This window comes from Streptomyces sp. NBC_01197 (assembly GCF_036010505.1).
GTDB lineage: Bacteria > Actinomycetota > Actinomycetes > Streptomycetales > Streptomycetaceae > Streptomyces.
In genome coordinates this window covers 2,236,538-2,259,650 of sequence record NZ_CP108569.1, presented here as the reverse complement: position 1 = coordinate 2,259,650, position 23,113 = coordinate 2,236,538, and the positions used below count along the sequence as shown (strand labels likewise).

Below are 23,113 nucleotides of genomic sequence, written 5' to 3'. Positions count from 1 at the left end.
CGCCGTACGCCGCGGGGCCCGTACGCATCGTGTGATGCGTACGGGCCCCACGAGAATCTGCCGGTACCGCCTAGGCCTCGAAGACCTCGGCGACCAGCTGGGCCTGCTCGGCCTGGTGGCGCTTGGCGGAGCCGACCGCGGGCGACGAGCCGTGCGGCCGCGAGATGCGGCGCAGGCGCTCACCGTGCGGGACGTCGGCGCCGACCGCCAGGTCCAGGTGGTCGATCAGGTTGAGCGCGATGAACGGCCACGCACCCTGGTTCGCCGGCTCCTCCTGTGCCCAGAGGTACTTCTCGGCGTTCGGGAACTTGGCGATCTCCGCCTGGAGTTCGGCACCCGGCAGCGGGTACAGGCGCTCAAGACGGATGATGGCGGTGTCCGTGACGCCGCGCTTGGTGCGCTCCGCGTCCAGGTCGTAGTAGACCTTGCCGGCCGTGAAGACGACCTTGCGCACGGCGCTCGGGTCGACGCTGTCGTCCCCGATGACCGGACGGAAGCCGCCCGTGGTGAACTCGTCCGCCTTCGACGCGGCCGCCTTGAGGCGGAGCATCGACTTCGGGGTGAAGACGACCAGCGGCTTGTGGTGCGGGTTGTGCACCTGCCACCGCAGGAGGTGGAAGTAGTTCGACGGGAGCGTCGGCATGGCGACCGTCATGTTGTTCTGCGCGCACAGCTGGAGGAAGCGCTCCGGGCGGGCGGACGAGTGGTCCGGGCCCTGGCCCTCGTAGCCGTGCGGGAGGAGCAGGGTGACGCCGGACGTCTGGCCCCACTTCTGCTCGGCGGCCGAGATGTACTCGTCCACCACGGTCTGCGCGCCGTTGACGAAGTCACCGAACTGCGCTTCCCACATGACCAGCGACTCCGGGCGGGCCAGCGAGTAGCCGTACTCGAAGCCCATCACCGCGTACTCGCTGAGCAGCGAGTCGTAGACGTTGTAACGCGCCTGGTCGTCGGAGAGGTAGAGCAGCGGGGTGAAGTCCTCGCCGGTCTTGCGGTCGATGAGCACCGCGTGCCGCTGGCCGAAGGTCCCGCGGCGCGAGTCCTGGCCCGAGAGGCGCACCGGGGTGCCCTCCAGGAGCAGCGAGCCGATGGCGAGGGTCTCGCCCATCGCCCAGTCGATCGTGCCCTCGTCGATCATCGCGGCCCGACGCTGCACCTGCGGCAGCAGCCGGGGGTGCACGGTGATCCGGTCGGGGATGTTGACCTGCGACTCGGCGATCCGCTTCACGACCTCCTGGGAGATCGAGGTGTCCACGGCGACCGGGAACTCGGCCTGCGGCACCGGCACCGACGCCTCGGCGGGCTCGGAGGTGGCCTCGCGGACCTCCGCGAAGACCTTCTCCAGCTGGCCCTGGAAGTCCTGGAGCGCCTGCTCCGCCTCTTCCAGTGTGATGTCGCCGCGACCGATGAGGGACTCGGTGTAGAGCTTGCGCACCGAGCGCTTCTTGTCGATCAGGTCGTACATCAGCGGCTGCGTGAACGAGGGGTTGTCGGCCTCGTTGTGACCGCGGCGGCGGTAGCAGATCAGGTCGATGACGACGTCCTTGTTGAACGCCTGGCGGAACTCGAAAGCGAGGCGCGCGACGCGCACCACGGCCTCCGGGTCGTCGCCGTTCACATGGAAGATCGGCGCCTCGATCATGCGGGCCACGTCGGTGGCGTACATCGACGAGCGCGACGACTCCGGGGCGGCGGTGAAGCCGACCTGGTTGTTGATCACGATGTGCACGGTGCCGCCGGTGCGGTAGCCGCGCAGCTGCGACATGTTGAGAGTCTCGGCGACGACGCCCTGGCCCGCGAAGGCCGCGTCGCCGTGCAGCGCCACGGGCAGCACGGTGAAGTCCGTGCCGCCCTTGTTGATGATGTCCTGCTTGGCGCGCGCGATGCCCTCGACGACCGGGTCGACGGTCTCCAGGTGGGACGGGTTGGCGGCCAGCGAGACCTTGATCTGCTCGCCGTCCAGACCGGTGAAGGTGCCCTCGGAGCCGAGGTGGTACTTCACGTCGCCGGAGCCGTGCATCGACTTCGGGTCGAGGTTGCCCTCGAACTCGCGGAAGATCTGCGCGTACGACTTGCCGACGATGTTGGCCAGCACGTTGAGACGGCCGCGGTGGGCCATCCCGATGACCACCTCGTCGAGGCGCGACTCGGCTGCCGAGTCGATGACCGCGTCCAGCAGCGGGATGACGGACTCGCCGCCTTCGAGCGAGAAGCGCTTCTGGCCGACGTACTTCGTCTGCAGGAAGGTCTCGAACGCCTCCGCCGAGTTCAGCCGGCGCAGGATGCGCAGCTGCTCCTCGCGCTCGGGCTTGGTGTGCGCGCCGCGCTCGATGCGGTCCTGGATCCACTTGCGCTGCTTGGGGTCCTGAATGTGCATGAACTCGACGCCGGTGGTGCGGCAGTACGAGTCCCGCAGGACGCCCAGGATGTCGCGCAGCTTCATCATCGACTTGCCGGCGAAGCCGCCGACGGCGAACTCGCGCTCCAGGTCCCAGAGGGTGAGCCCGTGCTCGATGATGTCCAGGTCGGGGTGCTTGCGCTGCTTGTACTCCAGCGGGTCGGTGTCGGCCATGACATGGCCGCGGACCCGGTAGGAGTGGATCAGCTCGAAGACGCGGGCGGCCTTGGTGACGTCATTGTCGTGCGAGACGTCGATGTCCTTGAGCCAGCGGACCGGCTCGTACGGGATACGCAGGGCCTCGAACAGGTCGTCGTAGAAGCCGTTCTCGCCGAGCAGCAGGTTGGCGAGGATCCGCAGGAACTCGCCGGACGCGGCGCCCTGGATGACCCGGTGGTCGTAGGTCGAGGTCAGGGTCATGACCTTCGAGATGCCCAGCCTGTTCAGGGTGTCCTGCGACGTGCCCTGGAACTCGGCCGGGTAGTCCATCGCGCCGACGCCCATGATGAGGCCCTGACCGGGCATCAGACGGGGCACGGAGTGGACGGTGCCGATACCGCCGGGGTTGGTGAGCGACGCGGTGACCCCGGTGAAGTCGTCCATCGTCAGCTTGTTCGCGCGGGCGCGGCGGACGATGTCCTCGTACGCCTGCCAGAACTCGAAGAAGTTGAGCGTCTCGGCCTTCTTGATGGCCGCGACGACGAGCTGGCGGTCACCGTTCGGCTTCACCAGGTCGATGGCGAGGCCGAGGTTGACGTGAGCCGGCTTGACCAGCGTCGGCTTGCCGTCCTTCACCGCGAAGGAGTGGTTCATCGACGGCATGGCCTTGAGGGCCTGCACCATCGCGAAGCCGATGAGGTGGGTGAAGGAGACCTTCCCGCCCCTGGCGCGCTTCAGGTGGTTGTTGATGACGATGCGGTTGTCGAAGAGCAGCTTCACCGGGACCGCGCGGACGGACGTGGCCGTCGGCAGCTCCAGCGAGGCGTTCATGTTCTTCGCGACCGCGGCGGACGGGCCGCGCAGTGTCACCAGCTCGGGCCCTGCCGGCGCCTCGGGCTCGGCGGCGGGCTCGGCCTTCGCCGCGGGCTTGGCGGCCGGAGCGGGCTTGGCGGCGGCCGCGGGCTTCGCGGCGGCAGGGGCGGCCGGAGCCGGAGCCTGCGGCGCTGCGGGCGCGGCAGCCGGGGGCGTGGCGGGCGCGGCCGAGGTGGGAGCAGCCCCCGCGGCTGCGCCACCCTGCGCGGCGGCGGCCCGGCCGCTCTCGCCCGACTGGTGTGGAGGGCTCGCGCTCACCGGGTCCGCACCCGCGGTGGGAGCGCCGGCAGAACCTGGCTTGTAGTCGGCGAAGAAGTCCCACCAGGCACGGTCAACCGAATTCGGGTCCTGGAGGTACTGCTGGTAGATCTCGTCGACGAGCCACTCATTGGGACCAAAAGCGTCAGCAGGACTCTTGTCCTGCCCCTCCTGGTCGGTCGAGATGCTCGAATTACTGGGGGACTGAGACGACACGGCGTTAACCGCCCTCTTCCGCTTCACAAGGTGATGGACAGCGGAAATAAAGGCTACGCCTCCCTGGCCTGGGGGCGCAGGCTGGGCGGTCCAACGTCGCGCAAGTCACACTCGAAACTTGGTTTCGGGGGTTGAAATGGCGGGAAACAAGCGTGGTTCCGCGTTATGCGGGTATGGCGTATCACAGCTGCCGCCCCTTGGCCGACACCCTCTGACGCGCCTACCCGCCGGTTCTGTACGGAACGCGGGCTTCCGCTGAAGACTTTACGTCAACTTGGTGTTCTCGATACGCCCGGAAGAGTGACGCGTATCCGGCAGCCACGGGAGGATTCGGCCACCCCGATCCGCCCGCCGTGCAGATCGACCGCCCAGCGGGCGATGGCCAGACCGAGCCCCGTGCCGCCGTCGCCGCCCGGACCGTGCGGGGACGGGGCGCGGCCCCGGTTGAAGCGCTCGAAGACCCGGTGCCGCTCGGCCTCGGGGATGCCCGGGCCCTCGTCCGTGACCTCCAGGTCCAGCGACTCCGGCTGCTGGCCGCGCCGGGCCCGTACCGTGACCCGGCCGTGCGGCGGGGAGTGCTTGACCGCGTTGTCGATGAGGTTGGCGACGACCTGGTGAAGCCGCTCCGCGTCCGCGTGCGCGGTCAGCTCGGGCGGCGAGACATCCAGATGGAGATGGACGTCCGTCCGGGTGTGCTGGCCGCCGGAGCCCGACGCGCCCGCGCGCTGCGCGGCTGCGAGATTCGCCTCCTTCAGCACGCCCGAGAGATACGGCCACACCTCGAAACGGGCGGCCTTGAGCGGCACCACTCCGTTGTCCAGGCGGGAGAGGTCGAGCAGCGTCTCGACCAGCCGGCCCAGCCGCTCGGTCTGCTTGAGCGCGGTGCGCATCGTCTCGGGGTCGGCGGCCGACACCCCGTCCACGACGTTCTCCAGCACCGCCCGCAGGGCCGCGATCGGGGTCCGCAGCTCATGGGAGACGTTCGCGACCAGCTCCTTGCGGTGCCGGTCCACCGCCTCCAGGTCCTCGGCCATCCGGTTGATGGTCGTGGCCAGGTCGCCCAGCTCGTCCCTGCGGTCGGCGCCGCTGACCCGCCGGGTGTAGTCACCGTGCGAGATCGACCGGGCCACGGTGTTCATCTCGTCCAGCGGCGAGGTCAGGCTGTGCGCCACGAACTGGGTGATCAGCATCGAGGCGATCACCGAGAAGACCGTGATGAACCGCAGCTCCGTCTTGGTGCGCAGCGCCACCAGGAGCAGCCCCGTGGTGATGAAGACCGACACCACCACGAGCGTGCCCAGCTTGGCCTTGATCGAGACCGGGAAGGGGCGCTGCCGGTTCCACGGCCGGGGCCGGGACAGCAGCCGGCCCAGATCGTGGCCCAGCTCCCGGGGCCGGACACCGCTCCAGGTCCGCCGCCAGCGCGGACGGGTCATGGTGCGGGGGTCTCCAGCGCGTACCCGACACCGTGCACCGTACGGATGCGCTCCGCGCCGATCTTCCTGCGGAGCGCCTTGATGTGACTGTCCACGGTCCGGGTGCCGGACGCGTCGGCCCAGTCCCAGACCTCGGCGAGCAGCTGCTCGCGCGAGAGGACGGCACGCGGGGTGTTCGCCAGGCAGACCAGCAGATCGAACTCGGTGGGCGTCAGATGTACGTCCTCGTTGCGCACCCGGACCCGGCGCTGCGCGTGGTCGATCTCCAGCTCACCGAGGCGCAGGATGCCGCTGCGCGGCGTCGATGCGGCGATGGTCGCCCGCTCCACCCGCCGCAGCAGGACATGGACGCGGGCCGCCAGCTCACGCATGGAGAACGGCTTGGTCATGTAGTCGTCGGCGCCGACACCGAGCCCGACCAGCATGTCGGTCTCGTCGTCGCGGGCCGTCAGCATCAGGACCGGCACCGGCCGCTGCGCCTGGACGCGTCGGCAGACCTCAAGGCCGTCGAAGCCGGGCAGCATCACGTCGAGGACCATCAGGTCCGGCTGCCAGCCCTGGGCCGCGTCCACCGCCGCCGGGCCGTCCGTTGCCGTCTGCACCTGGAAACCCTCGGCCCGCAGCCGTGCGGCGATGGCGTCGACGATTGTCGGGTCGTCCTCGACGACCAGCACCCGGCGCTGGGCGCCCGGGGTGGCCGCGACGCCGTTGTGGGTGGTGTGTGTCTGCTCCATCGCCCGCCCCTGGAAGTGCGCTCTTGAATGTGCGTTCTGCTGCGTACGCGGCTGTGTCCCAGCTGCGTTCTTGGACAAAGCGTCCAGATCTCATCTGCCGGTCAGCAGACTAGATGCCCGGACGCCGTCCCGGCTACGCAGGGCGAACACCGAGATGGACCACGTCAGGCACGCCCCGGGCAACTGGGATCTCTTCGGTCCTTACCCCACTGAACCCGGCATTCCGCAAGGCTTCCTCAAAAGTCGCCGAAGGCTGAGCCGACCAGACGGCCAGGATTCCTCCCGGTTTCAGCCGTTCCATACAGGCTGTGAGCCCGTCGGCGGTGTACAGCCCGCCATTGTCGTCGGTGACCGTCCACTCCGGCCCGTTGTCGATGTCCAGGCACAAAGCGTCATATGCCGATGTGGATCCGCGCATGTGTGCGACCAGATCGGTGGGCAGGATCACAGTCCGGGGATCGGCGAGCGCCGCGCCAGAGATCCGGGCGAGCGGACCCTCCAGGTGCCAGTCGATGACGGCCTGCTCGCGTTCGACGACCGTGATCCGGCCCCAGCGGGGGTCTGCCGCGGCGTGTGCGAGTGAGAATCCGACGCCGAGTCCGCCGATGAGTACGGAGGGACGGTCGCGGCCGGCCGGCAGCGCGGCCAGCGCCGCATCGATCAGCAGCCGCTCCGAGCGGCCGTCCGACGTGTCCATCAGGAAGCACCCGTTGGCGATGATCTCGAAGTGCTCCCCGCGCTCGCGCAGCACGACTTCTCCGTACGGGCCCTCGCGCCGGTCAAGCGTGCGTACGTCCAAGGTGATGATCCCTCCCGGATCGGCCCCGGACGCCACGGGGGGTGCGGGGGTTGCTTCGTGTGGTGGATGTCATAGGCGCCGTCGGAGGCTATCCCGGAGAGTGAACGTTGGGGGGAGTGGAGTCGAACGGACAGACCGACGGCCGACGGGACAGACAGAGTGCACCACACGCAGCGGACGCGACGCCCGGCCGGTGGCCCGGGCCGGGCCCTGTTGCCCTTGCTGCGCCTGCTGCCCACCCCCGCCGGTACGCCCTTCACCTTCGTCTACGTCCTGGTGCTGGTCGCCACCTCGCTCTTCGCCGAGCACGCCGACCCGCACACCGTCACCGCCTTGCTGCGCGATTCCAGTACGGACATGGCGCATCTGGCCCGCACCCCGCTCCTCGTCCTGGTGGGCAGCGCCCTGTGGATAGCCGGCGGCCTGCTCTCGGTGTCCGCGGCGGGCTTCCTGCTCGTCCTGACCGCCCTGGAGCGCCGGATAGGCGCCCTGCGCACCGGCGCGGTGTTCCTTACCGGGCATGTCCTGGCGACGCTGGCCACCGAGATCCCGGTCGGTGTCGCGGTCGCCGCCGGTCATCTCCCCGACTCCTCGCTCCACCGTTTGGACTACGGCATCAGCTTCGGACTGATGACCGGTGTCGGAGCGCTGGCCGGACTGCTTCCGCCACTGCTGCGCTGGCCCCTCCTGGCGGCCGTCGCCACGGCGCTCGTCCAGGCGCTGCTGACCCTCGGAGACCCCCTCACCGACTGGGGCCATCCGCTCTCGCTCGCCATCGGGGTGGCCTGCTGGCCGCTGGTGCGCCGCTGGGCGGCCGCCAGGACGGGCCGCGCGCCCCGGTCGGCGGCGCCCACGGCACTCACCGGGTCCGGGCCGTCCGGCGTACCGGTCGGCCCGGGTTCCTCCACGGGTGAGCCCGGCAGCCCCGCTGACGCCTCCGCGGCGGCCTCCTGACCTGATGGCGGACCCGATCGCTGAGAGCGAACGGCCACCCGGGAACACCAGCGCCCCTCCCGGCATTGAGTCTGCATAGCTCAACTTCACTGCCTAAGGGGAGATCATGGCTGACACGTCCACACCGCTCACCCTGCCCGTGCTGCCGCTCGACGACGAGGTCGTGCTGCCCGGAATGGTGGTGCCGCTGGACCTTTCCGAAGCGGACGTACGCGCCGCCGTGGAGGCCGCCCAGGCGTCCTCCGCCCGCTCCAGCGGCAACAAGCCGCTGGTCCTGCTCGTTCCGCGGCTCGACGGCAGCTACGCGAGCACCGGCGTCCTCGGCACCGTCGAACAGGTCGGCAGGCTCTCCGACGGAGACCCCGGAGCCCTGGTCCGGGGCCGCGGCCGGGTCCGTATCGGTGCGGGCACCACAGGCCCGGGCGCCGCGCTCTGGGTCGAGGGGACCCCCGTGGACGAGACCGACCCCGAGCCGCTGCCCGGCGCCGTCACCGCGCTGGTCAAGGAGTACAAGGCGCTCGCCACCGACTGGCTGAAGAAGCGCGGAGCCTGGCAGGTCGTCGACCGCGTCCAGCAGATCGAGGGCGTGTCGGCCCTCGCGGACAACTCCGGCTACTCGCCGTTCCTCACCCTCGCCCAGAAGACCGAGCTCCTGGAGACCGCCGACCCGGTGGCCCGGCTGAAGCTCGCCGTCCAGTGGCTGGGCGAGCACCTCGCCGAGCAGGACGTCGCCGAGTCCATCGCCAAGGACGTCCAGGAGGGCGTGGACAAGCAGCAGCGCGAGTTCCTGCTCCGCCGCCAGCTGGAGGCCGTACGCAAGGAGCTCTCCGAGCTCAACGGCGAGGCGGACGACGAGTCCGACGACTACCGGGCCCGCGTCGAGGCCGCCGTACTCCCCGGGTACGTCAGGGAGGCCGCGCTCAAGGAGGTCGAGAAGCTGGAGCGCTCGTCCGACCAGAGCCCCGAGGGCTCCTGGATCCGGACCTGGCTGGACACGGTCCTCGAACTGCCGTGGAACGAACGCACCGAGGACGAGTACGACATCAGGGGCGCCAAGGCCGTACTGGACGCGGAGCACTCGGGCCTGGACGACGTGAAGGAGCGCATCACCGAGTACCTGGCCGTGCGCAAGCGCCGTGCCGACCGCGGCATGGGCATCGTCGGCGGCCGCCGCGGCGGCGCCGTACTGGCGCTCGTCGGCCCGCCCGGAGTCGGCAAGACCTCACTCGGCGAGGGGGTCGCGCACGCCATGGGCCGCAAGTTCGTCCGCGTCGCGCTCGGCGGCGTACGGGACGAGGCGGAGATCCGCGGACACCGGCGTACATACGTCGGCGCGCTGCCCGGACGGATCGTGCGGGCGATCAAGGAGGCCGGCTCGATGAACCCGGTCGTCCTGCTCGACGAGATCGACAAGGTCGGCTCGGACTTCCGGGGCGACCCGGCGGCCGCCCTGCTCGAAGTGCTCGACCCGGCCCAGAACCACACCTTCCGGGACCACTACCTGGAGGTCGAGCTCGACCTGTCCGATGTGGTGTTCCTGGCCACCGCGAATGTGCTGGAAGCCATCCCGGAGGCGCTGCTCGACCGGATGGAGCTGGTCAGGCTCGACGGCTACACCGAGGACGAGAAGGTCGTCATCGCCCGCGACCACCTGCTGCCCAGGCAGCTGGAGCGCGCGGGTCTCGAGCCCGGCGAGGTGACGCTCGACGACTCCGCGCTGCGCAAGCTGGCGGGGGAGTACACCCGCGAGGCCGGTGTACGGAATCTGGAGCGGGCCGTCGCCAGGCTGCTGCGGAAGGTCGCGGCCCAGCACGAGCTGGGCGAGCAGGAGCTGCCGCTCACCGTCACCGACGCCGGGCTGCGGCCGCTGATCGGACGCCCCCACCATGTGCCGGAGTCCGCCCAGGACCCGGCGGAGCGCCGTACGGCGGTGCCCGGTGTGGCCACCGGACTCGCGGTGACCGGCGCGGGCGGCGACGTCCTCTTCGTCGAGGCGTCGCTGGCCGACCCCGAGACCGGGGCGGCGGGGCTGACCCTCACGGGCCAGCTCGGCGACGTCATGAAGGAGTCGGCGCAGATCGCGCTCTCCTTCCTGCGCTCGCGCGGCGCCGAACTGGAGCTGCCCGTCGCGGATCTGAAGGAACGCGGAGTGCACATCCACTTCCCGGCGGGCTCGGTGCCCAAGGACGGCCCGAGCGCGGGCATCACGATGACGACCGCGCTGGCGTCGCTGCTCTCGGGCCGGCAGGTCCGCACGGACGTGGCCATGACCGGCGAGGTGTCGCTGACCGGGCGGGTGCTGCCGATCGGCGGTCTGAAGCAGAAGCTGCTGGCCGCGCACCGGGCGGGCATCACGACCGTGGTGATCCCCAAGCGGAACGAGGCCGATCTGGACGACGTACCCGCCGAGGTGCTCGACACCCTGGAGGTGCACCCGGTGACGGACGTACGCCAGGTCCTGGAGATCGCGCTGTCCCCCGCGGAGGTACGGGTTCCGGCGGCCGCCTGACGGCCCGGTGCCGTAGCGGAGAACGGCTGAAGGAATACGCAGGCCCCCGGCAGCGCGCCGGGGGCCTGCGGCAGACGGTGGTGCGGTCCGCGGCGTCAGCCGTTGGCGAGTGCCTGGACCCGGTCCAGCGCGCCGTTGAACTTGTCGTGGTCGCCGACCGTCGGCCCGCTGGAGGTGTACTGCCACATGGTCTGGTAGCCCCAGCCGGCGGGCAGCGTGCCCGGCGTCGTGTTGTAGCGGGCGATCCAGAGCGGGTTGGTGGCCCCGAAGCCGCTGTTGTTCCCCGTGCACTGCGTCCACCAGCTGGTCGCGGTGTAGATGACCACGTCGCGTCCGGTGAGCGACTTGTAGGTGTTGGCGAAGGCGTGGATCCAGGAGACCATCGATGCCGCGCTGAGCCCGTAGCAGGCGTCGCCGTACGGATTCCACTCGATGTCCAGCACCCCGGGCAGTGTCTTGCCGTCGCGGGACCAGCCGCCGCCGTGGCTGACGAAGTAGTTCGCCTGGTTCGCACCGCTGGAGTCGTTCGGGGTCGCGAAGTGGTAGGCGCCGCGGATCATCCCGACGTTGTACGAGCCGTTGTACTGCTGGGTGAAGGAGGGGTTCGTGTAGTAGTTCCCCTCGGTGGCCTTGGTGTAGGCCCACCGCACGCCGCTGCCCCACAGCGTCGCCCAGTTGACGTTGCCCTGGTAGCCGGAGACGTCGACGCCTTCGGTCTGGACCGCGGAGGGGGTGTTGTGAGGGGCGCCGCCCTGGCCGTCGTGCGCGATGACGCCCATCCCCATGGTGGCCGTGCCGCGCGCCGGGGGGCCGGCCGCGGAGGCCGAGCCGGGCAGGGCCAGCAGGGAGGTGAGGAAGGCGAGAAGGATCCCGACTGCGGCGGTGCGTCCGCGTCGGGCCGTTCCGGATCTGAGCACGGGCATGTGCGTGCCTCCGAAAGGCTCGGTGGGGGAGCTGGGAGAGCTCAGTCATCGCCGATATGTCGTGGTGTGGACATGCCAGCGATGACGACGCTACGCACGTAGACCCGTGCGGCGGAAGGGGGCCTGGGTGCTGCCGTTGGTCTACTCCTGCGAAATACTGGCCCAGCTGCGGCGATGGCAGACGCTGAAAGAAACTTTCAGGATCGGGAAAGCTCGTAAGGGGTGCTGACGTGCACGACAGCGGTACTGCAAGTGAACTCCCCGTCCCGCCGGAGAATGGTGTGGACCATGAATACCTGGCGCTGGAGCGGGAGTTGGCCGTCTTCCTGCGCCGCGCGCGGGCTTCGTCCGGTGAGATGTCGCGCGCCGTCCACCCTGATCTGGAGGCCGCGGCCTACGGGCTGCTGGTCTGCCTCGACGAGTGGGGCGGGCAGCGGGCCACCGACCTGGCCGCCTATATCGGAGTCGGCCGGGCGACCATAAGCCGTCAACTGCGGTCCCTTGAGGTCCTCGGACTGGTCACCCGTGAGCAGGACCCCGGCGACGGGCGCGCCTTCCTGGTGCAGCTCACCGTCGAGGGGCGCGAACGGATGCGCCGGGTGCGGGACGCGCGCCGGGCCGAGTACGTACGCAAGCTGGACGGCTGGGACCGGGCCGAGGTCGCGGAACTGGCTCGCCTGCTGCACCACTTGAACGCCCGGGCGGAGGGCTGAGCCGGGGGCTGGGGGCTGAGGGGCTGAGGCCTCCAGGCCGGCCGGCCGACGGGGACCGGACTGCGGGCCGGTAACCGTACGCGGCCTCCGGCCGGCTCCCGCGGCTCCAGCCCGCGCCCCTGCACAGCCCCATCCGGGCCTCTACAGCTCCACCAGCACGGCCGACGCGTCGTCGTGCGTCTTGCTGTTCCGCAGGAACGCGCGGTCCGTGTCCGCGTCCTCCAGCGCCCGCACCCGCCCGATCAGTGCCTCTGGACCCTCCTTGCGCAGCACCGCCAGGCACTCCGCCCAGTCGCCCTCCCGGAAGACCTCCACCCAGCGGCCCGCGCCGTCACTGAGCGCGGCCAGCGCCCGTACCTCCGCCAGGGGCGTGCGCCCGGTCACCGCGCGCGCCGCCACCGCCGGATCGGCGGCCGCTGTGAAGAACCCGCCCTCCCGGTTCCGTGCCGCGTCGGCCGTCGCCTCGGTCGCCAGCACCTCGCGCGGCAGCCGGTCCAGGCGGTCGTCCAGCACCGCCCGTACGGCCCCCGAGGCGTCCTCGACCAGCAGGACCGAGTCGGACAGCACCAGGTGATCGACTGTCCCGGCGGACCAGCGCGCCATGACGACGGTTGCCTGCGGGGTGCGCACGTGAGAAAGGTCACAGATTGAGCCGTGAGCTTCGGCGGTAAGGCGAATTGCCTCCGCAAGTACCTCACGCAGGCTCATATCCTCCCGCGAACCGGACAGTTCGACCAGGGAACCGCCGAGCCGGGCGGTGAACCACGGCACGCCGTGCACACATCCGTCGGCCCCCGCGGGCGGAGTCACGCCGTCCAGCAGTACGAGTAGCCCGCCCCGCCCCGAGGCAGGCAGGACGGCACCCGCCCAGTCCTCGTTGGGACGTTCGGGGGTGCCCGGGGTGGAGGCGAGTTCGATCCGCATACCGATCAGTCTGCCCGATGCCTTCACGGGGGGGCGCACAGGCACGGGCGAAAGGTACGGACCGCCGTGCGGGCGGGGGAACTTGGCACGGAATGTACGACTCCGTTACTCCGCCGGTCCGCTGCGGGCGGGCATCCTGCCAAAGCCGGTCCGGAAGTTCCAACCGGCGCCCCGCGTGCGCCCCGCGTGCGCGGGTCGCAGAGTTGTTCGCCAACTTGCTGTTGATGTTCACTCGTTCAGGTGGCTGACCTGGTGATGCACACTCCCCTCCCAAAACCACTGGAATGGTCAGAAGCCGGTACCAGAGGTGGGAGTGCATCCTTGTGATCAGTCATCACCTCGGCGTCATGCGTGGACGAGTCAAGATTGTGAGCACCGGTGCAGAACAAGCGGCTTCGGGGCAACAGAGGCGTGCCACCCGAGCGCACCACCCGGGTACGCAGGCGCCTGGTCGCAGGTGTGGCCGTCGTCGGCCTCGCCGTCCTCGCGGCCAGTGCCCCGGCGGTCTACAGCGCGTCGGCCGAACTGACCGACGCCCAGCGACTGGTGACCCTCTCCGACCTGGACCAGCAGACCGTCTCCCTGGCGCACGACCTCGCGGACGAGCGGGACGACGTCACGGTCTACATCGCGGGCGGGCGCGCCAAGAAGGACAGACTGGCGGCCGACCGGGCCACCCGTGTCGACAGCGACATCGAGGAGATCGGCGCGTCCGCACCGGCCGCTCTCCGGCATGACCTCGCCACCCTCCCCTCCGTGCGCAGGACGGCCCTGACCGGCAAGAGCACCGCGCTCGAAGCCAACAAGGCGTACTCCGACCTGATCGAGAAAGTCCAGGAGATCTCGGGCCAACTCGCCGACCGCACACCGCCCGGGGAGGCGGCGGCCACCCGCGCCGCGGCCTACCTCGGCCGGGCGGTCGGGCAGGCCTCGCAGACCCGCGGGCTGCTGCTCGGCGCGCTGGCCGTCCCGCGCCCCGTCACGACCCCCGTGTACGACCCGGTGACCGGAACCTATGTCCAGCAGTCGGGCGACACCGGCGGCGCGGACGGCCGCACCAGGGACGCGCTGAGCACGGCGGCCCAGCAGTCCAGGGTCCGCGAACTCGCCGCCCTCGCCGACTTCGACCAGGCCGCGGACCCCGCCGACCAGGAGTCGCTCGCTTCCACGGTCTCCGGCCCGGAGGTCAGCACCGCCGAGGGCTATCTCTCGCGGCTGACCGACCAGCCCACGCTCTCCGCGTCCGACCTCAAGACCAACCCGGTCAAGGTGGGCTCCGCGCTCGCGGCGCGCACCGACCAGATGCGCGGCGTCGAGGCCTCGCTCGGTATCCGGCAGGCCAAACGGATCGCCGCGCTCCGCGACGAGGCCGTGACCGCCCTCGAACTGCGGATCGCCCTCGCCGGATTCCTGCTGCTCCTCACCATCGGGGTCGGCGCCGCCGTCGCGCGTACGCTCACCCGCCCGCTCGCGGTGCTCCGGATCGGCGCCGCGCGCCTGGCCGGGTCGCCCGAGACGGAGGAGCCGATCGTCTTCACCGGCCGCAACGACGAGTTCGCCCAGGTCGTCCGCTCCATCAACGCCCTGCACACCAGGGTGCTGACCGCGGACGCCCGCGCCGAAGCCCTCGCGGGCGACCAGCGCGAGCTGCGCGGCGGCCGGGACCGGTTCGACGCCGAGCGCGCCATGCTGGAGGCGGACACCGCCGAGGTCACCGCCCGCCTCGACCGGCTGCGCCACACGGTCCGCGCGACCTTCGTCAACCTCTCGCTGCGCTCCCTCGGCCTGGTCGAGCGTCAGCTCACGGTCATCGAGGGCCTGGAGGAGCGCGAACAGGACCCCGAGGCGCTCGCCACCCTCTTCAAGCTCGACCACATGGCGACCGTGCTGCGCCGTCACAGCGAGAACCTGCTGGTCCTCGCGGGCACCGAGCACGGCCATGGACAGGGCGCGGGACCGGTGCCCCTGGTGGACGTGCTGCGTGCCTCGGTCAGTGAGATCGAGCGGTACGAGCGGGTCGCCATCCAGTCCCTGCCGCCGCACGCCCAGATCGCGGGCTTCGCCGCCGACGACATCAGCCACCTCGTGGCCGAACTGCTGGAGAACGCCACCGCGTTCTCGCCGCCGGAAGCCCATGTCCAGCTCTCCGGCTGGCTCCTGGAGAACGGCGAGGTGATGCTCTCCGTACAGGACGAGGGCATCGGCATGTCGCCAGGCCGGCGCACCGAACTCAACGCGCTGCTCGCCGACCCCGACGCGTCCCGTCCCGGCGCGCCCGGCGACGAGCAGTCAGGACTCGGCCTCCACGTGGCCTCGCTGCTGGCCAGGCGGCACGGCGTACGGGTCGAGCTGCGCGAGCAGAAGCAGGGCGGAGTGGCCGCCGTGGTCGTGCTGCCCAGCGCGCTGCTGCCGGACGGCCCCCCGGTCGCACCCCCGCACTTCGTCCCCGAATCCGGCGCGGCACCGGCGATCAACCTGCCGGGCTCGATGGCCGAATCCAACTCCAACACGATCCCGACCAGGTCGCGTTACGAGATAGGGCCCGAAACCCACGAGCGCACCGCCGACGAGGTGGACGAGCCGACCTTCACGATGCGGCGCCCCAGCCCCGTACCGGAGCCGGAGCCCGTACCCGAGCCCGCACACGAGTCCGCGTACCGGCCCGACCCGGCGGCCGCGGAACCTGCCCCGGAGCCCGCCACCGGCGGTATCCCGGAGCAGGGGGCCGGGCGCATCACCGACAAGGGGCTGCCCAAGCGGGTCCCCAAGGTCACCAAGCCCGCGGGCACGGCCCCGAAACAGCGCACCGGCAGTGTGGACGCCGAGGCCCTGCGCCGTAGGCTCGGCGGCTTCCACCAAGGAGCGAAGGACGGCCGCAAGGACGTCGAAACGGAGATCTCGGAGCAGAGATCGGATGTTGTACCTACCGATGACGCGGGGGACAGTGTCGAGGAGGCACGCAGTTGACTGCGCCCAGCACATTCGGACTCAGCAGTGAAGCCCGGAACCTGCACTGGCTGTTGAAGAATCTCGTGGAGGAGGTCCCAGGGCTCCGTTCCATCGCCGTCGTCTCGTCCGACGGGCTGATGCTGCTCTCGTCGGACCCCGGGGTCTCGGCCGCCGGTTCTGCCCCGACTGTCCGGCAGAGCGGCCCGAAGGGGTCGGCCGCCGACCTCGCCACCATCGTCTCGGGCATCGGCAGCCTCACCATCGGCGCCGCGAAGCTGATGGACGGCGGCAGCGTCAAGCAGACGATGGTCGCGATGGAGGAGGGCAGCGTCTTCGTGATGTCCATCAGCGACGGTTCACTGCTGGGCGTCCACGCCACACCGGACTGCGACATGAGCGTCGTCGCCTACCACATGGCGCTCTTCGTCGGCCGTGCCGGTCATGTCCTCACCCCCGAACTCCGCAGCGAGCTGCGCAAATCGATGGAGAGCGCCCAGTGACTCCGGCCCTCCCGGCCCGCAACCCGGACCGCCGCCCCGCGCGAGTGCGCCCGTACTCGCTCACCGGCGGCCGCACCAAATTCGGCCACATCCTCTTCGTTGAGACCTTCGTGGCCGCGATCGAAGCATCCCCGGAGCGCCCGGAGCTGGCCAACGGCCCCGCGAGCCTCATGCCGGAGATGCGCGCCATCGTCGAGATCTGCCGCCGGATGCGTACCGTCGCGGAGATCTCGGCGCTGCTCAAGATGCCGCTGGGGGTCGTCCGCGTCCTGCTCAGCGACCTCGCAGACCAGGGAAAGATCCGTGTGTACGGTACCGGGCACGGCGAAGGCCAGCCCGACCGCGCCTTGCTCGAAAGGGTGCTGAGTGGACTCCGCCGTCTCTGAGACGCTGATCCCCGCCGAGGCCGATGAGGCCGTCCAGGCCTGGCAGAACAACCGCACCCGGGCCCCCATATCCACCAAGATCGTGGTGGCGGGCGGCTTCGGCGTGGGGAAGACGACCTTCGTCAGCTCGGTCTCTGAGATCACCCCGCTCCAGACCGAGGCCCTGATGACCCAGGCGAGCGAGGAGACCGACGACCTCAGCGCCACCCCGGACAAGGTGACCACCACGGTCGCGATGGACTTCGGCCGGCTGACGCTCGACGACGACCTCGTGCTGTACGTGTTCGGCACGCCGGGGCAGCAGCGCTTCTGGTTCATGTGGGACGACCTGGTGCGCGGCGCGATCGGCGCGATAGTCCTCGCCGACACCCGCAGACTCGCCGACTGCTTCCCCGCCCTTGACTACTTCGAGAGCTGCGGGCTCCCGTACATCGTCTCGGTCAACCACTTCGAGGGCACACCCGGCTTCGAGGCGCAGGACGTGCGGGAGGCCCTGACGATTCCCCCGCACGTGCCTGTACTGATCATGGACGCGCGTAACAGAATGACGGTGGTCGAGTCACTGCTGGCCCTGGTGGGCCACGCTCTCGACGCCACCCCCGAATAGGAGAACAACCCGCCATGCGGAAGATACTCATCGTCGGAGCCGGCCAGTCCGGGCTCCAGCTGGCTCTCGGCCTCCAGTCCCAGGGCTACGAGGTCACGCTCATGTCCAACCGCACGGCCGACGAGATCCGCTCCGGCAGGGTCATGTCCACGCAGTGCATGTTCCACACGGCTCTCCAGCACGAGCGTGACCTCCAGCTCAACTTCTGGGAGTCCCAGGCGCCGAAGATCGAGGGCCTGGGCGTCTCGGTCGCCGCGCCCGACTCCTCCCGCGCCATCGACTGGGTCGGCAAGCTCGACGGCTACGCCCAGTCCGTCGACCAGCGCGTGAAGATGGCCGGCTGGATGGAGTCCTTCGCGCGGCGTGGCGGCCAGTTGGTCATCCACGGTGCGGCAGTCTCCGACCTGGACTTCTTCGCCCGGACGTACGACCTGGTGATGGTCTCGGCGGGCAAGGGCGAGCTGGTCTCGATGTTCGGCCGGGACGCGTCGCGCTCGCCGTTCACCGTGCCGCAGCGCGCGCTGGCGGTGGCGTACGTGCACGGCATGGGCGTACGCCCCGAGCACCCCGACTTCGACGCGGTGCGCTGCAATCTGGTGCCGGGCGTCGGCGAGCTCTTCGTGATGCCCACCCTCACCAACAGCGGCCGCGCCGACATCCTCTTCTGGGAGGGCGTGCCCGGCGGCCCGCTGGACGCCTTCCAGGGCATCAAGGACCCCTCCGAGCACCTGGCCCTCACGCTGGAACTCATGGAGAAGTTCACGCCCTGGGAGTACGCGCGGGCCACCAAGGTCGAACTGACCGACGCGGGCGGCACCCTCTCCGGCCGGTACGCCCCCACGGTCCGCAACCCCGTCGGCCGGCTGCCCGGCGGCGGCCTGGTCCTCGGCGTCGCCGACGTGGTCGTGGCCAACGACCCGATCACCGGCCAGGGCTCCAACTCGGCGTCGAAGTGCGCGGCCGCCTACCTCGGCTCCATCGTCGAGCGGGGCGACCAGCCCTTCGACGAGGCGTGGATGCAGCAGACGTTCGACCGCTACTGGGAGACGGCGCAGCACGTCACCAAGTGGACGAACGCGATGCTGGGCGTCCCCCCGGAGCACGTACTGAACCTCATCGGGGCGGCGGGGCAGCTCCAGCCGGTGGCGGATCGTTTCGCCAACGGGTTCGACAACCCCGCCGACTTCGAGAACTTCTTCTTCGACCCGGAGAAGACCGACGCGTACCTGGCCTCGGTCGCCGGAGCCTGAGGCCAGGCGCCAGGCGCCAGGCGCCAGGCGCCGGGCGTTCGGGGTCCGGGCGCCCGGCATTCAGGCAACGCCGTGCGGGCATCGGCGTTCAGGCGTCCGGGCGGACCGCGCCCAGGATCGGGTTGGCCGCCATGGGGGAGACCTTCACGGTGGCCCCGGGGCGGGGCGCCTGGACGACCTTGCCGCCGCCGATGTACAGCGCGACATGGGTGGCCCCCGGGAAGTAGACGATCAGGTCACCCGGCCGCAGCGACCGCAGCGAGACCCTGCGCAGCCGGCGCCACTGCTCCTGGCTGGTCCGGGGAATCGTGCGCCCGGCGTGCGCCCAGGCGCGCCAGGTCAGCCCCGAGCAGTCGAAGGAGCGGGGGCCCTCGGCGCCCCAGAGGTACGGCTTGCCGACCTGGGCGAGTCCGAACGCCACGGCCCGGGTGCCGCGCCTCGACGCGGAAGCCTGCGGTCCGCTCAGCGCCCCGGAGGCGTCCAGCGCGCCCTGGGCAGCGGTCGTATCGGCGTCGTCCTGCGCCTGTACGTCGGAGACCTCGCCGGGGGAGAGCCCGGCGAGCAGCGCTTCCGCCTCGCGCAGACGGGCCTGGGCCGTCCTGTACTGCTGCTTCTGCCGGGCGACGAGCGCCTTCTTCTTCTGCAGTGCGGCACGTGACGCGGTGTCAAGTGCCCCGGCGTGCGCCTCGGCCTTCTTGAGCCGACGGGCCTTGGCCATCAGATCGGCCGACGCCCGCTGGATCTGGTGGCCCGCGTCGAGAGCCTGCTGGGGGTTGCCGCCCAGCATCAGATCCAGGTAGGGGGACAGCCCGGTCTGCTCCTGGTACTGCTCGCGTGCCAGCCGGCCGGCGGCGTTCCGGCTCTGGGCGAGCTCCATCCGCGCCTTCACCAGACCGGCGCCGACGCTCTTCGCCTTGGCCTCCTGGCGCTTGAGCGCCTCCGTGGTGGCGCGGTAGGTCTGCCCGGCCTGCTCGGACTGCTGGTAGAGGGTCCGGAGCCGGGTCAGGGTGGCCTCGGCCGGGGTACGGGGAACCGCGGGCACGACGGCGGGCGCGCCCGCAGCCGGGTCGGCCACCCCGGGTGGGGTCGGGCCCGGGTCCGGCGCAGCGTCACCGGGACCGGTGTCACCGGGACTGGCGGAACCGGTGGGACCGGCAGGAGTTGCGGGCCCGGTGGGGGCGGGTGATGCTGCCGGTCCCGGTTGCGGGAACGGGACCGGGATGCCGAGACCTACCGGAACGGCGAGCGCGGGGGTCGCGCCGACGACCACCGTGGCCAGCGCCGTCGTACAGATGAACCGCAGCAGCCTGCCTGACACCACATCACCTCTGCTTCCGGGGCGGACCGTCCGCCCCGGGCCGAGCATGGGGCGAAGCCGTCGTTGTCACCTCCGGGGTGGGCGGATCGGCTCAATCCCGTCACCCGTACAGGGCGGAACCGTTGCGGGACCAGCCGCCTGACTCCCTATCAGGCGCCATATCCGGCGTGATGTCCGGCTCCACGCCGCCTCCGGTCTCACGCCTCCGGTTGCACGTCCGGTTTCGACCAGGGCCACTTCAGCGTGCGGGGCCGGCCGTCCGGTGCGTACACGTACTTCCAGCCGCGCTGGATGCCGAGACGCCTGGTGTGACCGGCCGGGGTGCGGACATAGACCAGTACCGTCGTCGGCCCGCCCCCGGCGTCCGGGACGGGAACCTCGTACACCTTGGGCGGGTGACCGGTCGGGCCGAGCAGGACGGGAAGGATCCGCCCGTCCAGCGGACCGCCCTCGAACAGGGTCTCTTCGCTCTTCACCTGCCCAGTCTGACGCAGCGCGCCGACAGCTCGCGGACGGCGCCCGGCCGCCCCTCTCCGGCGCGTCAGCCGCCCAGCAGCCGCGCGGCCTCGTCCACCACCGGCAGCAGCCGGTGGGCCAGGGCTCCGACCGCGCCTTCGGGCCGCTCATCGGCCAGCGCGGTCCTGACGGCCGCCGCGGTCTGAGGGTCCGTCCCGGCCGTCGCCGCGAGCAGCGCGATGAGATGGTCGATCAGCCAGTCGCGCAGCTCGCCGGCGGGCGGTTGCTTCTCCTCGTCCAGCCAGATCAGCGAGGCGGCCTCGACGGCGGCGATCCAGGTCCGCACCATCATGCGCAGCCGCGGACCCGGTGCGCCGACCCCGAGGTGGACGAGGATCTGCTCGGCCGCGGCCCGCCGCACCTCGTCCACGATCGCCCCCGTGCGGGACGTCTCGGCGACGGTGCCGCCCTGGAGCAGCGCGGAGAACCCGGCGTCGTGCTCGTCCACGAAGGCGAGATAGCGGTCGAGCACCAGCGCCAGCCGTACGGTGAGCGGGCCGGTCTGCGGCTCGGCGAAGCAGAGTTCGAGCTGGTCGGCCGCCGAGCGCAGCGCCTTCTCGTACAGCTGCTGCTTGCCGCCGGGGAAGTAGCGGTAGACGAGTGGCCGCGAGACCCCGGCCGCCTCGGCGACGTCGTCGAGCGAGACCTCGTCGGGCGCCCGGTGTGCGAAGAGCGACAGGGCCGCGTCGAGGAGCTGGACACGGCGCTCCTCGACGCTGAGGCGTCGGTACGCGGGGATCGCTGCGGGGGTCATGAACGCAGCGTAATCCCGGCGTTCGGGGCGGGGCACGTTCCGGGGAGCGCCCCGGATCCGGCCGCCCAGGTTCCACCGCCATACTGCGACTGATCATTCCGCAGTTCCGGCCCGTGTCCTCCTGGGCGCTCTGCCGCCCGAACCCGAAGGGAACCCCCACGTGTCCTCGGCTCGTCCCGTTCTCACGCACACCTCCGTCGTCGTCATAGGGGCCGGTCCCGCCGGGCTCGTCGTGGCGAACCGGCTGCACGACAGCGGCATCGGCTGCGTACTTCTGGAAGCGGAGAGCAGAGATTTCATCGAGAGCAGGCCGCGTGCCGGGTTCATGGAGGAGTGGGCGGTACGGGCTCTCGCCGGGCACGGTCTCGCGGAGCGGATACTCGTCCAGGCCGAGACCCAGGGCGAGTTCGAGTTCCGGTTCGACGGCGAACGGCACACCGTGCCGACGGCCGGGCTGTCCGGGCGGCGCCACTTCGTCTATCCGCAGCCGCGGCTGGTGACCGATCTGATCGCCTCGTACGCGGACAAGGGCGCGGGTGACGCCCGCTTCGGCGTCCGGGACGTACGGCTGGACGGCATCGGCGGCGACCGGCCGGTGGTCTCGTACACCGATCCGCTCACCGGCTCCCGGCACCGCGTGGTGTGCGACTACGTCGCGGGCTGCGACGGCGCGCGGGGGGTCACGCGGGCGGCGATACCCGACGGCCGGATCACGGTCAGCCGCCGCGACGACGGGGTCGCCTGGCTGGCGCTGCTCGCCCAGGCACCGCCGTCGGCGGACGGCGTGGTCTTCGGCATCCACGAGCGCGGGTTCGGCGCCCATATGGCCCGCAGCCCCGAGGTCACCCGCTACTACCTCCAGGTCCCGCCCGGCGACACCCCGGACGACTGGCCGCACGAGCGCGTCTGGCACGAACTGCGCACCCGGCTGGCCGCGGACGGGACTCCGTCGCTCACGGAGGGACCGCTCGTGGAGAAGGTGGTCCTGGACATGCACAACTACGTGGTGGAGCCGATGTCCTACGGCCGCCTCCACCTCGCGGGCGACTCGGCGCACCTGATCGCACCGATCGCGGCAAAGGGGATGAACCTCGCGATCCACGACGCGCTGCTACTCGCGGACGCGCTGATCGCGGCCTACCCGGGAGAGGGCGGCGACGGCGCGGGCGACGACGGCGGGCTCGCGGGGTACTCGCAGGCGGCCCTGCGGCGCGTCTGGCAGTACCAGGAGTTCTCGCAGTGGCTCTCGGACGTGCTGCACGGGGCGTCGTCCGGCAACCGCTTCCGGGCGGGCACCGCGCGGGCCCGGCTGCGCCGGCTCCTGGAGTCGGACACCGCGGCCAGGTCGTTCGCGGGCCTCTACATGGGGGAGGAAGACGGGCGCTGACCGGGCCGTGGGCGACCGCGACCGGGTGACTGCGGTGGCGCCGGCCACGGTACGAGGTCGATCTCGGCCCACACCACCTTGCGGGGGACTGGCCCCGGGGCCACGCCCCAGCGGTCGGCGAGCGCTGCGACGATCAGCAGACCGCGCCCGGACTCGGCGTCGTCGGCCGGCGGGGCGCTGCTGCCGGGACCGGTGGGCGGGAGCCGGTCGCCCCGGGTGTCGGTCAGCTCGATCCGCAGAAGCGTGTCCCCGTGCACGGCGAGGCTCAACTGGAAGTCCCTGCCGGGCACCCGGCCGTGGACGGTGGCGTTGGTGGCCAGCTCGGCGACGATGTGCGCGGCCGACTCCGACGGCAGCCCCCAGGCGCCCAGATGCGCGACGGCGAGCAGCCGGGCGAGCCTGGCGCCCCGGCGGGTGGGGGAGAGCAGGACGGTGAACTGCCGGGTGGGAGCAGAACGTTCGGTTCGGGTGATTTCTTGAGTCACGTCACTCAGAGTCGCCGCACCGGCCTACCGTGACCAGTGACACGACGCCTACGTACGGTGACTGT

19 protein-coding genes are annotated in these 23,113 nt (G+C 71.0%); 9 read left to right on the top strand and 10 right to left on the bottom strand.

The features are described from left to right. Positions 1-70: 70 nt before the first annotated feature. From OG452_RS10065 to OG452_RS10050, 4 genes are all read right to left on the bottom strand, one after another. The gene (locus OG452_RS10065) at positions 71-3,904 is read right to left on the bottom strand and encodes a multifunctional oxoglutarate decarboxylase/oxoglutarate dehydrogenase thiamine pyrophosphate-binding subunit/dihydrolipoyllysine-residue succinyltransferase subunit (RefSeq protein WP_327295274.1); all 3,834 of its coding nucleotides are present in this window, start codon (positions 3,902-3,904) and stop codon (positions 71-73) included. A gap of 269 nt (positions 3,905-4,173) precedes the next feature. Next, positions 4,174-5,340 carry a HAMP domain-containing sensor histidine kinase gene (locus tag OG452_RS10060; RefSeq protein ID WP_327295273.1) on the bottom strand — a complete coding sequence of 389 codons (1,167 nt, stop codon included), beginning with the start codon at positions 5,338-5,340 and terminating at the stop codon, positions 4,174-4,176. Then, positions 5,337-6,074 (bottom strand): response regulator transcription factor, encoded by a 738-nt coding sequence (locus OG452_RS10055; RefSeq protein ID WP_266853138.1) that lies wholly within the window; start codon positions 6,072-6,074, stop codon positions 5,337-5,339. The genes OG452_RS10060 and OG452_RS10055 overlap by 4 nt, the downstream gene beginning before the upstream one ends. A gap of 133 nt (positions 6,075-6,207) precedes the next feature. Further along, positions 6,208-6,879 carry a spermidine synthase gene (locus OG452_RS10050; protein WP_405565601.1) on the bottom strand — a complete coding sequence of 224 codons (672 nt, stop codon included), beginning with the start codon at positions 6,877-6,879 and terminating at the stop codon, positions 6,208-6,210. A gap of 153 nt (positions 6,880-7,032) precedes the next feature. Here OG452_RS10050 and OG452_RS10045 point away from each other — a divergent pair, with 153 nt between their 5' ends. Next, the gene (locus OG452_RS10045) at positions 7,033-7,827 is read left to right on the top strand and encodes a rhomboid-like protein (protein ID WP_405563014.1); all 795 of its coding nucleotides are present in this window, start codon (positions 7,033-7,035) and stop codon (positions 7,825-7,827) included. Between the two features lie 106 nt (positions 7,828-7,933). Next, positions 7,934-10,336, top strand: a complete 2,403-nt coding sequence (gene lon, locus OG452_RS10040; RefSeq protein WP_327295271.1) for an endopeptidase La — start codon at positions 7,934-7,936, stop codon at positions 10,334-10,336. A 95-nt stretch (positions 10,337-10,431) separates the two neighbouring features. On the opposite strand, the gene OG452_RS10035 is transcribed toward lon, so the two are convergent. Continuing rightward, a complete protein-coding gene (locus OG452_RS10035) occupies positions 10,432-11,259 on the bottom strand; it encodes a lysozyme (protein WP_327295270.1) in 828 nt (275 codons plus the stop codon). Positions 11,260-11,489: 230 nt separating this feature from the next. Here OG452_RS10035 and OG452_RS10030 point away from each other — a divergent pair, with 230 nt between their 5' ends. After that, a complete protein-coding gene (locus OG452_RS10030) occupies positions 11,490-11,972 on the top strand; it encodes a MarR family winged helix-turn-helix transcriptional regulator (protein ID WP_442809987.1) in 483 nt (160 codons plus the stop codon). Between the two features lie 141 nt (positions 11,973-12,113). On the opposite strand, the gene OG452_RS10025 is transcribed toward OG452_RS10030, so the two are convergent. Beyond that, positions 12,114-12,896, bottom strand: a complete 783-nt coding sequence (locus OG452_RS10025; protein WP_327299573.1) for a hypothetical protein — start codon at positions 12,894-12,896, stop codon at positions 12,114-12,116. Positions 12,897-13,274: 378 nt separating this feature from the next. On the opposite strand from OG452_RS10025, the gene OG452_RS10020 reads away from it, so the two are divergent. The 5 genes from OG452_RS10020 to OG452_RS10000 are packed head-to-tail and all read left to right on the top strand — an operon-like array spanning position 13,275 to position 18,588. Next, positions 13,275-15,863, top strand: coding sequence for a sensor histidine kinase (locus tag OG452_RS10020; protein WP_405563024.1), 2,589 nt, complete (start codon positions 13,275-13,277; stop codon positions 15,861-15,863). After that, the gene (locus OG452_RS10015; protein WP_327295267.1) at positions 15,860-16,345 is read left to right on the top strand and encodes a roadblock/LC7 domain-containing protein; all 486 of its coding nucleotides are present in this window, start codon (positions 15,860-15,862) and stop codon (positions 16,343-16,345) included. The genes OG452_RS10020 and OG452_RS10015 overlap by 4 nt, the downstream gene beginning before the upstream one ends. Further along, positions 16,342-16,731 (top strand): DUF742 domain-containing protein, encoded by a 390-nt coding sequence (locus OG452_RS10010; RefSeq protein ID WP_327295266.1) that lies wholly within the window; start codon positions 16,342-16,344, stop codon positions 16,729-16,731. Before OG452_RS10015 ends, OG452_RS10010 begins: the two co-directional genes overlap by 4 nt. Next, positions 16,712-17,338: a GTP-binding protein gene (locus tag OG452_RS10005; protein ID WP_327295265.1), complete on the top strand. Its 627-nt coding sequence runs from the start codon at positions 16,712-16,714 to the stop codon at positions 17,336-17,338. Before OG452_RS10010 ends, OG452_RS10005 begins: the two co-directional genes overlap by 20 nt. Before the next feature lie 14 nt (positions 17,339-17,352). Further along, a complete protein-coding gene (locus OG452_RS10000) occupies positions 17,353-18,588 on the top strand; it encodes a styrene monooxygenase/indole monooxygenase family protein (protein WP_327295264.1) in 1,236 nt (411 codons plus the stop codon). Positions 18,589-18,676: 88 nt separating this feature from the next. On the opposite strand, the gene OG452_RS09995 is transcribed toward OG452_RS10000, so the two are convergent. From OG452_RS09995 to OG452_RS09985, 3 genes are all read right to left on the bottom strand, one after another. Next, positions 18,677-19,906, bottom strand: coding sequence for a C40 family peptidase (locus OG452_RS09995; protein WP_327295263.1), 1,230 nt, complete (start codon positions 19,904-19,906; stop codon positions 18,677-18,679). A gap of 197 nt (positions 19,907-20,103) precedes the next feature. Further along, positions 20,104-20,382, bottom strand: coding sequence for a hypothetical protein (locus OG452_RS09990; protein ID WP_327295262.1), 279 nt, complete (start codon positions 20,380-20,382; stop codon positions 20,104-20,106). Between the two features lie 65 nt (positions 20,383-20,447). Beyond that, entirely contained in the window at positions 20,448-21,176 is a 729-nt protein-coding gene (locus OG452_RS09985) for a TetR/AcrR family transcriptional regulator (RefSeq protein ID WP_327295261.1), read from the bottom strand. 160 nt (positions 21,177-21,336) lie between these two features. Here OG452_RS09985 and OG452_RS09980 point away from each other — a divergent pair, with 160 nt between their 5' ends. Next, the gene (locus OG452_RS09980) at positions 21,337-22,563 is read left to right on the top strand and encodes a 4-hydroxybenzoate 3-monooxygenase (protein WP_327295260.1); all 1,227 of its coding nucleotides are present in this window, start codon (positions 21,337-21,339) and stop codon (positions 22,561-22,563) included. On the opposite strand, the gene OG452_RS09975 is transcribed toward OG452_RS09980, so the two are convergent. Next, positions 22,536-23,048: an ATP-binding protein gene (locus OG452_RS09975; protein ID WP_327295259.1), complete on the bottom strand. Its 513-nt coding sequence runs from the start codon at positions 23,046-23,048 to the stop codon at positions 22,536-22,538. The two genes, OG452_RS09980 and OG452_RS09975, sit on opposite strands and share 28 nt — an antisense overlap. Positions 23,049-23,113 lie beyond the last annotated feature (65 nt).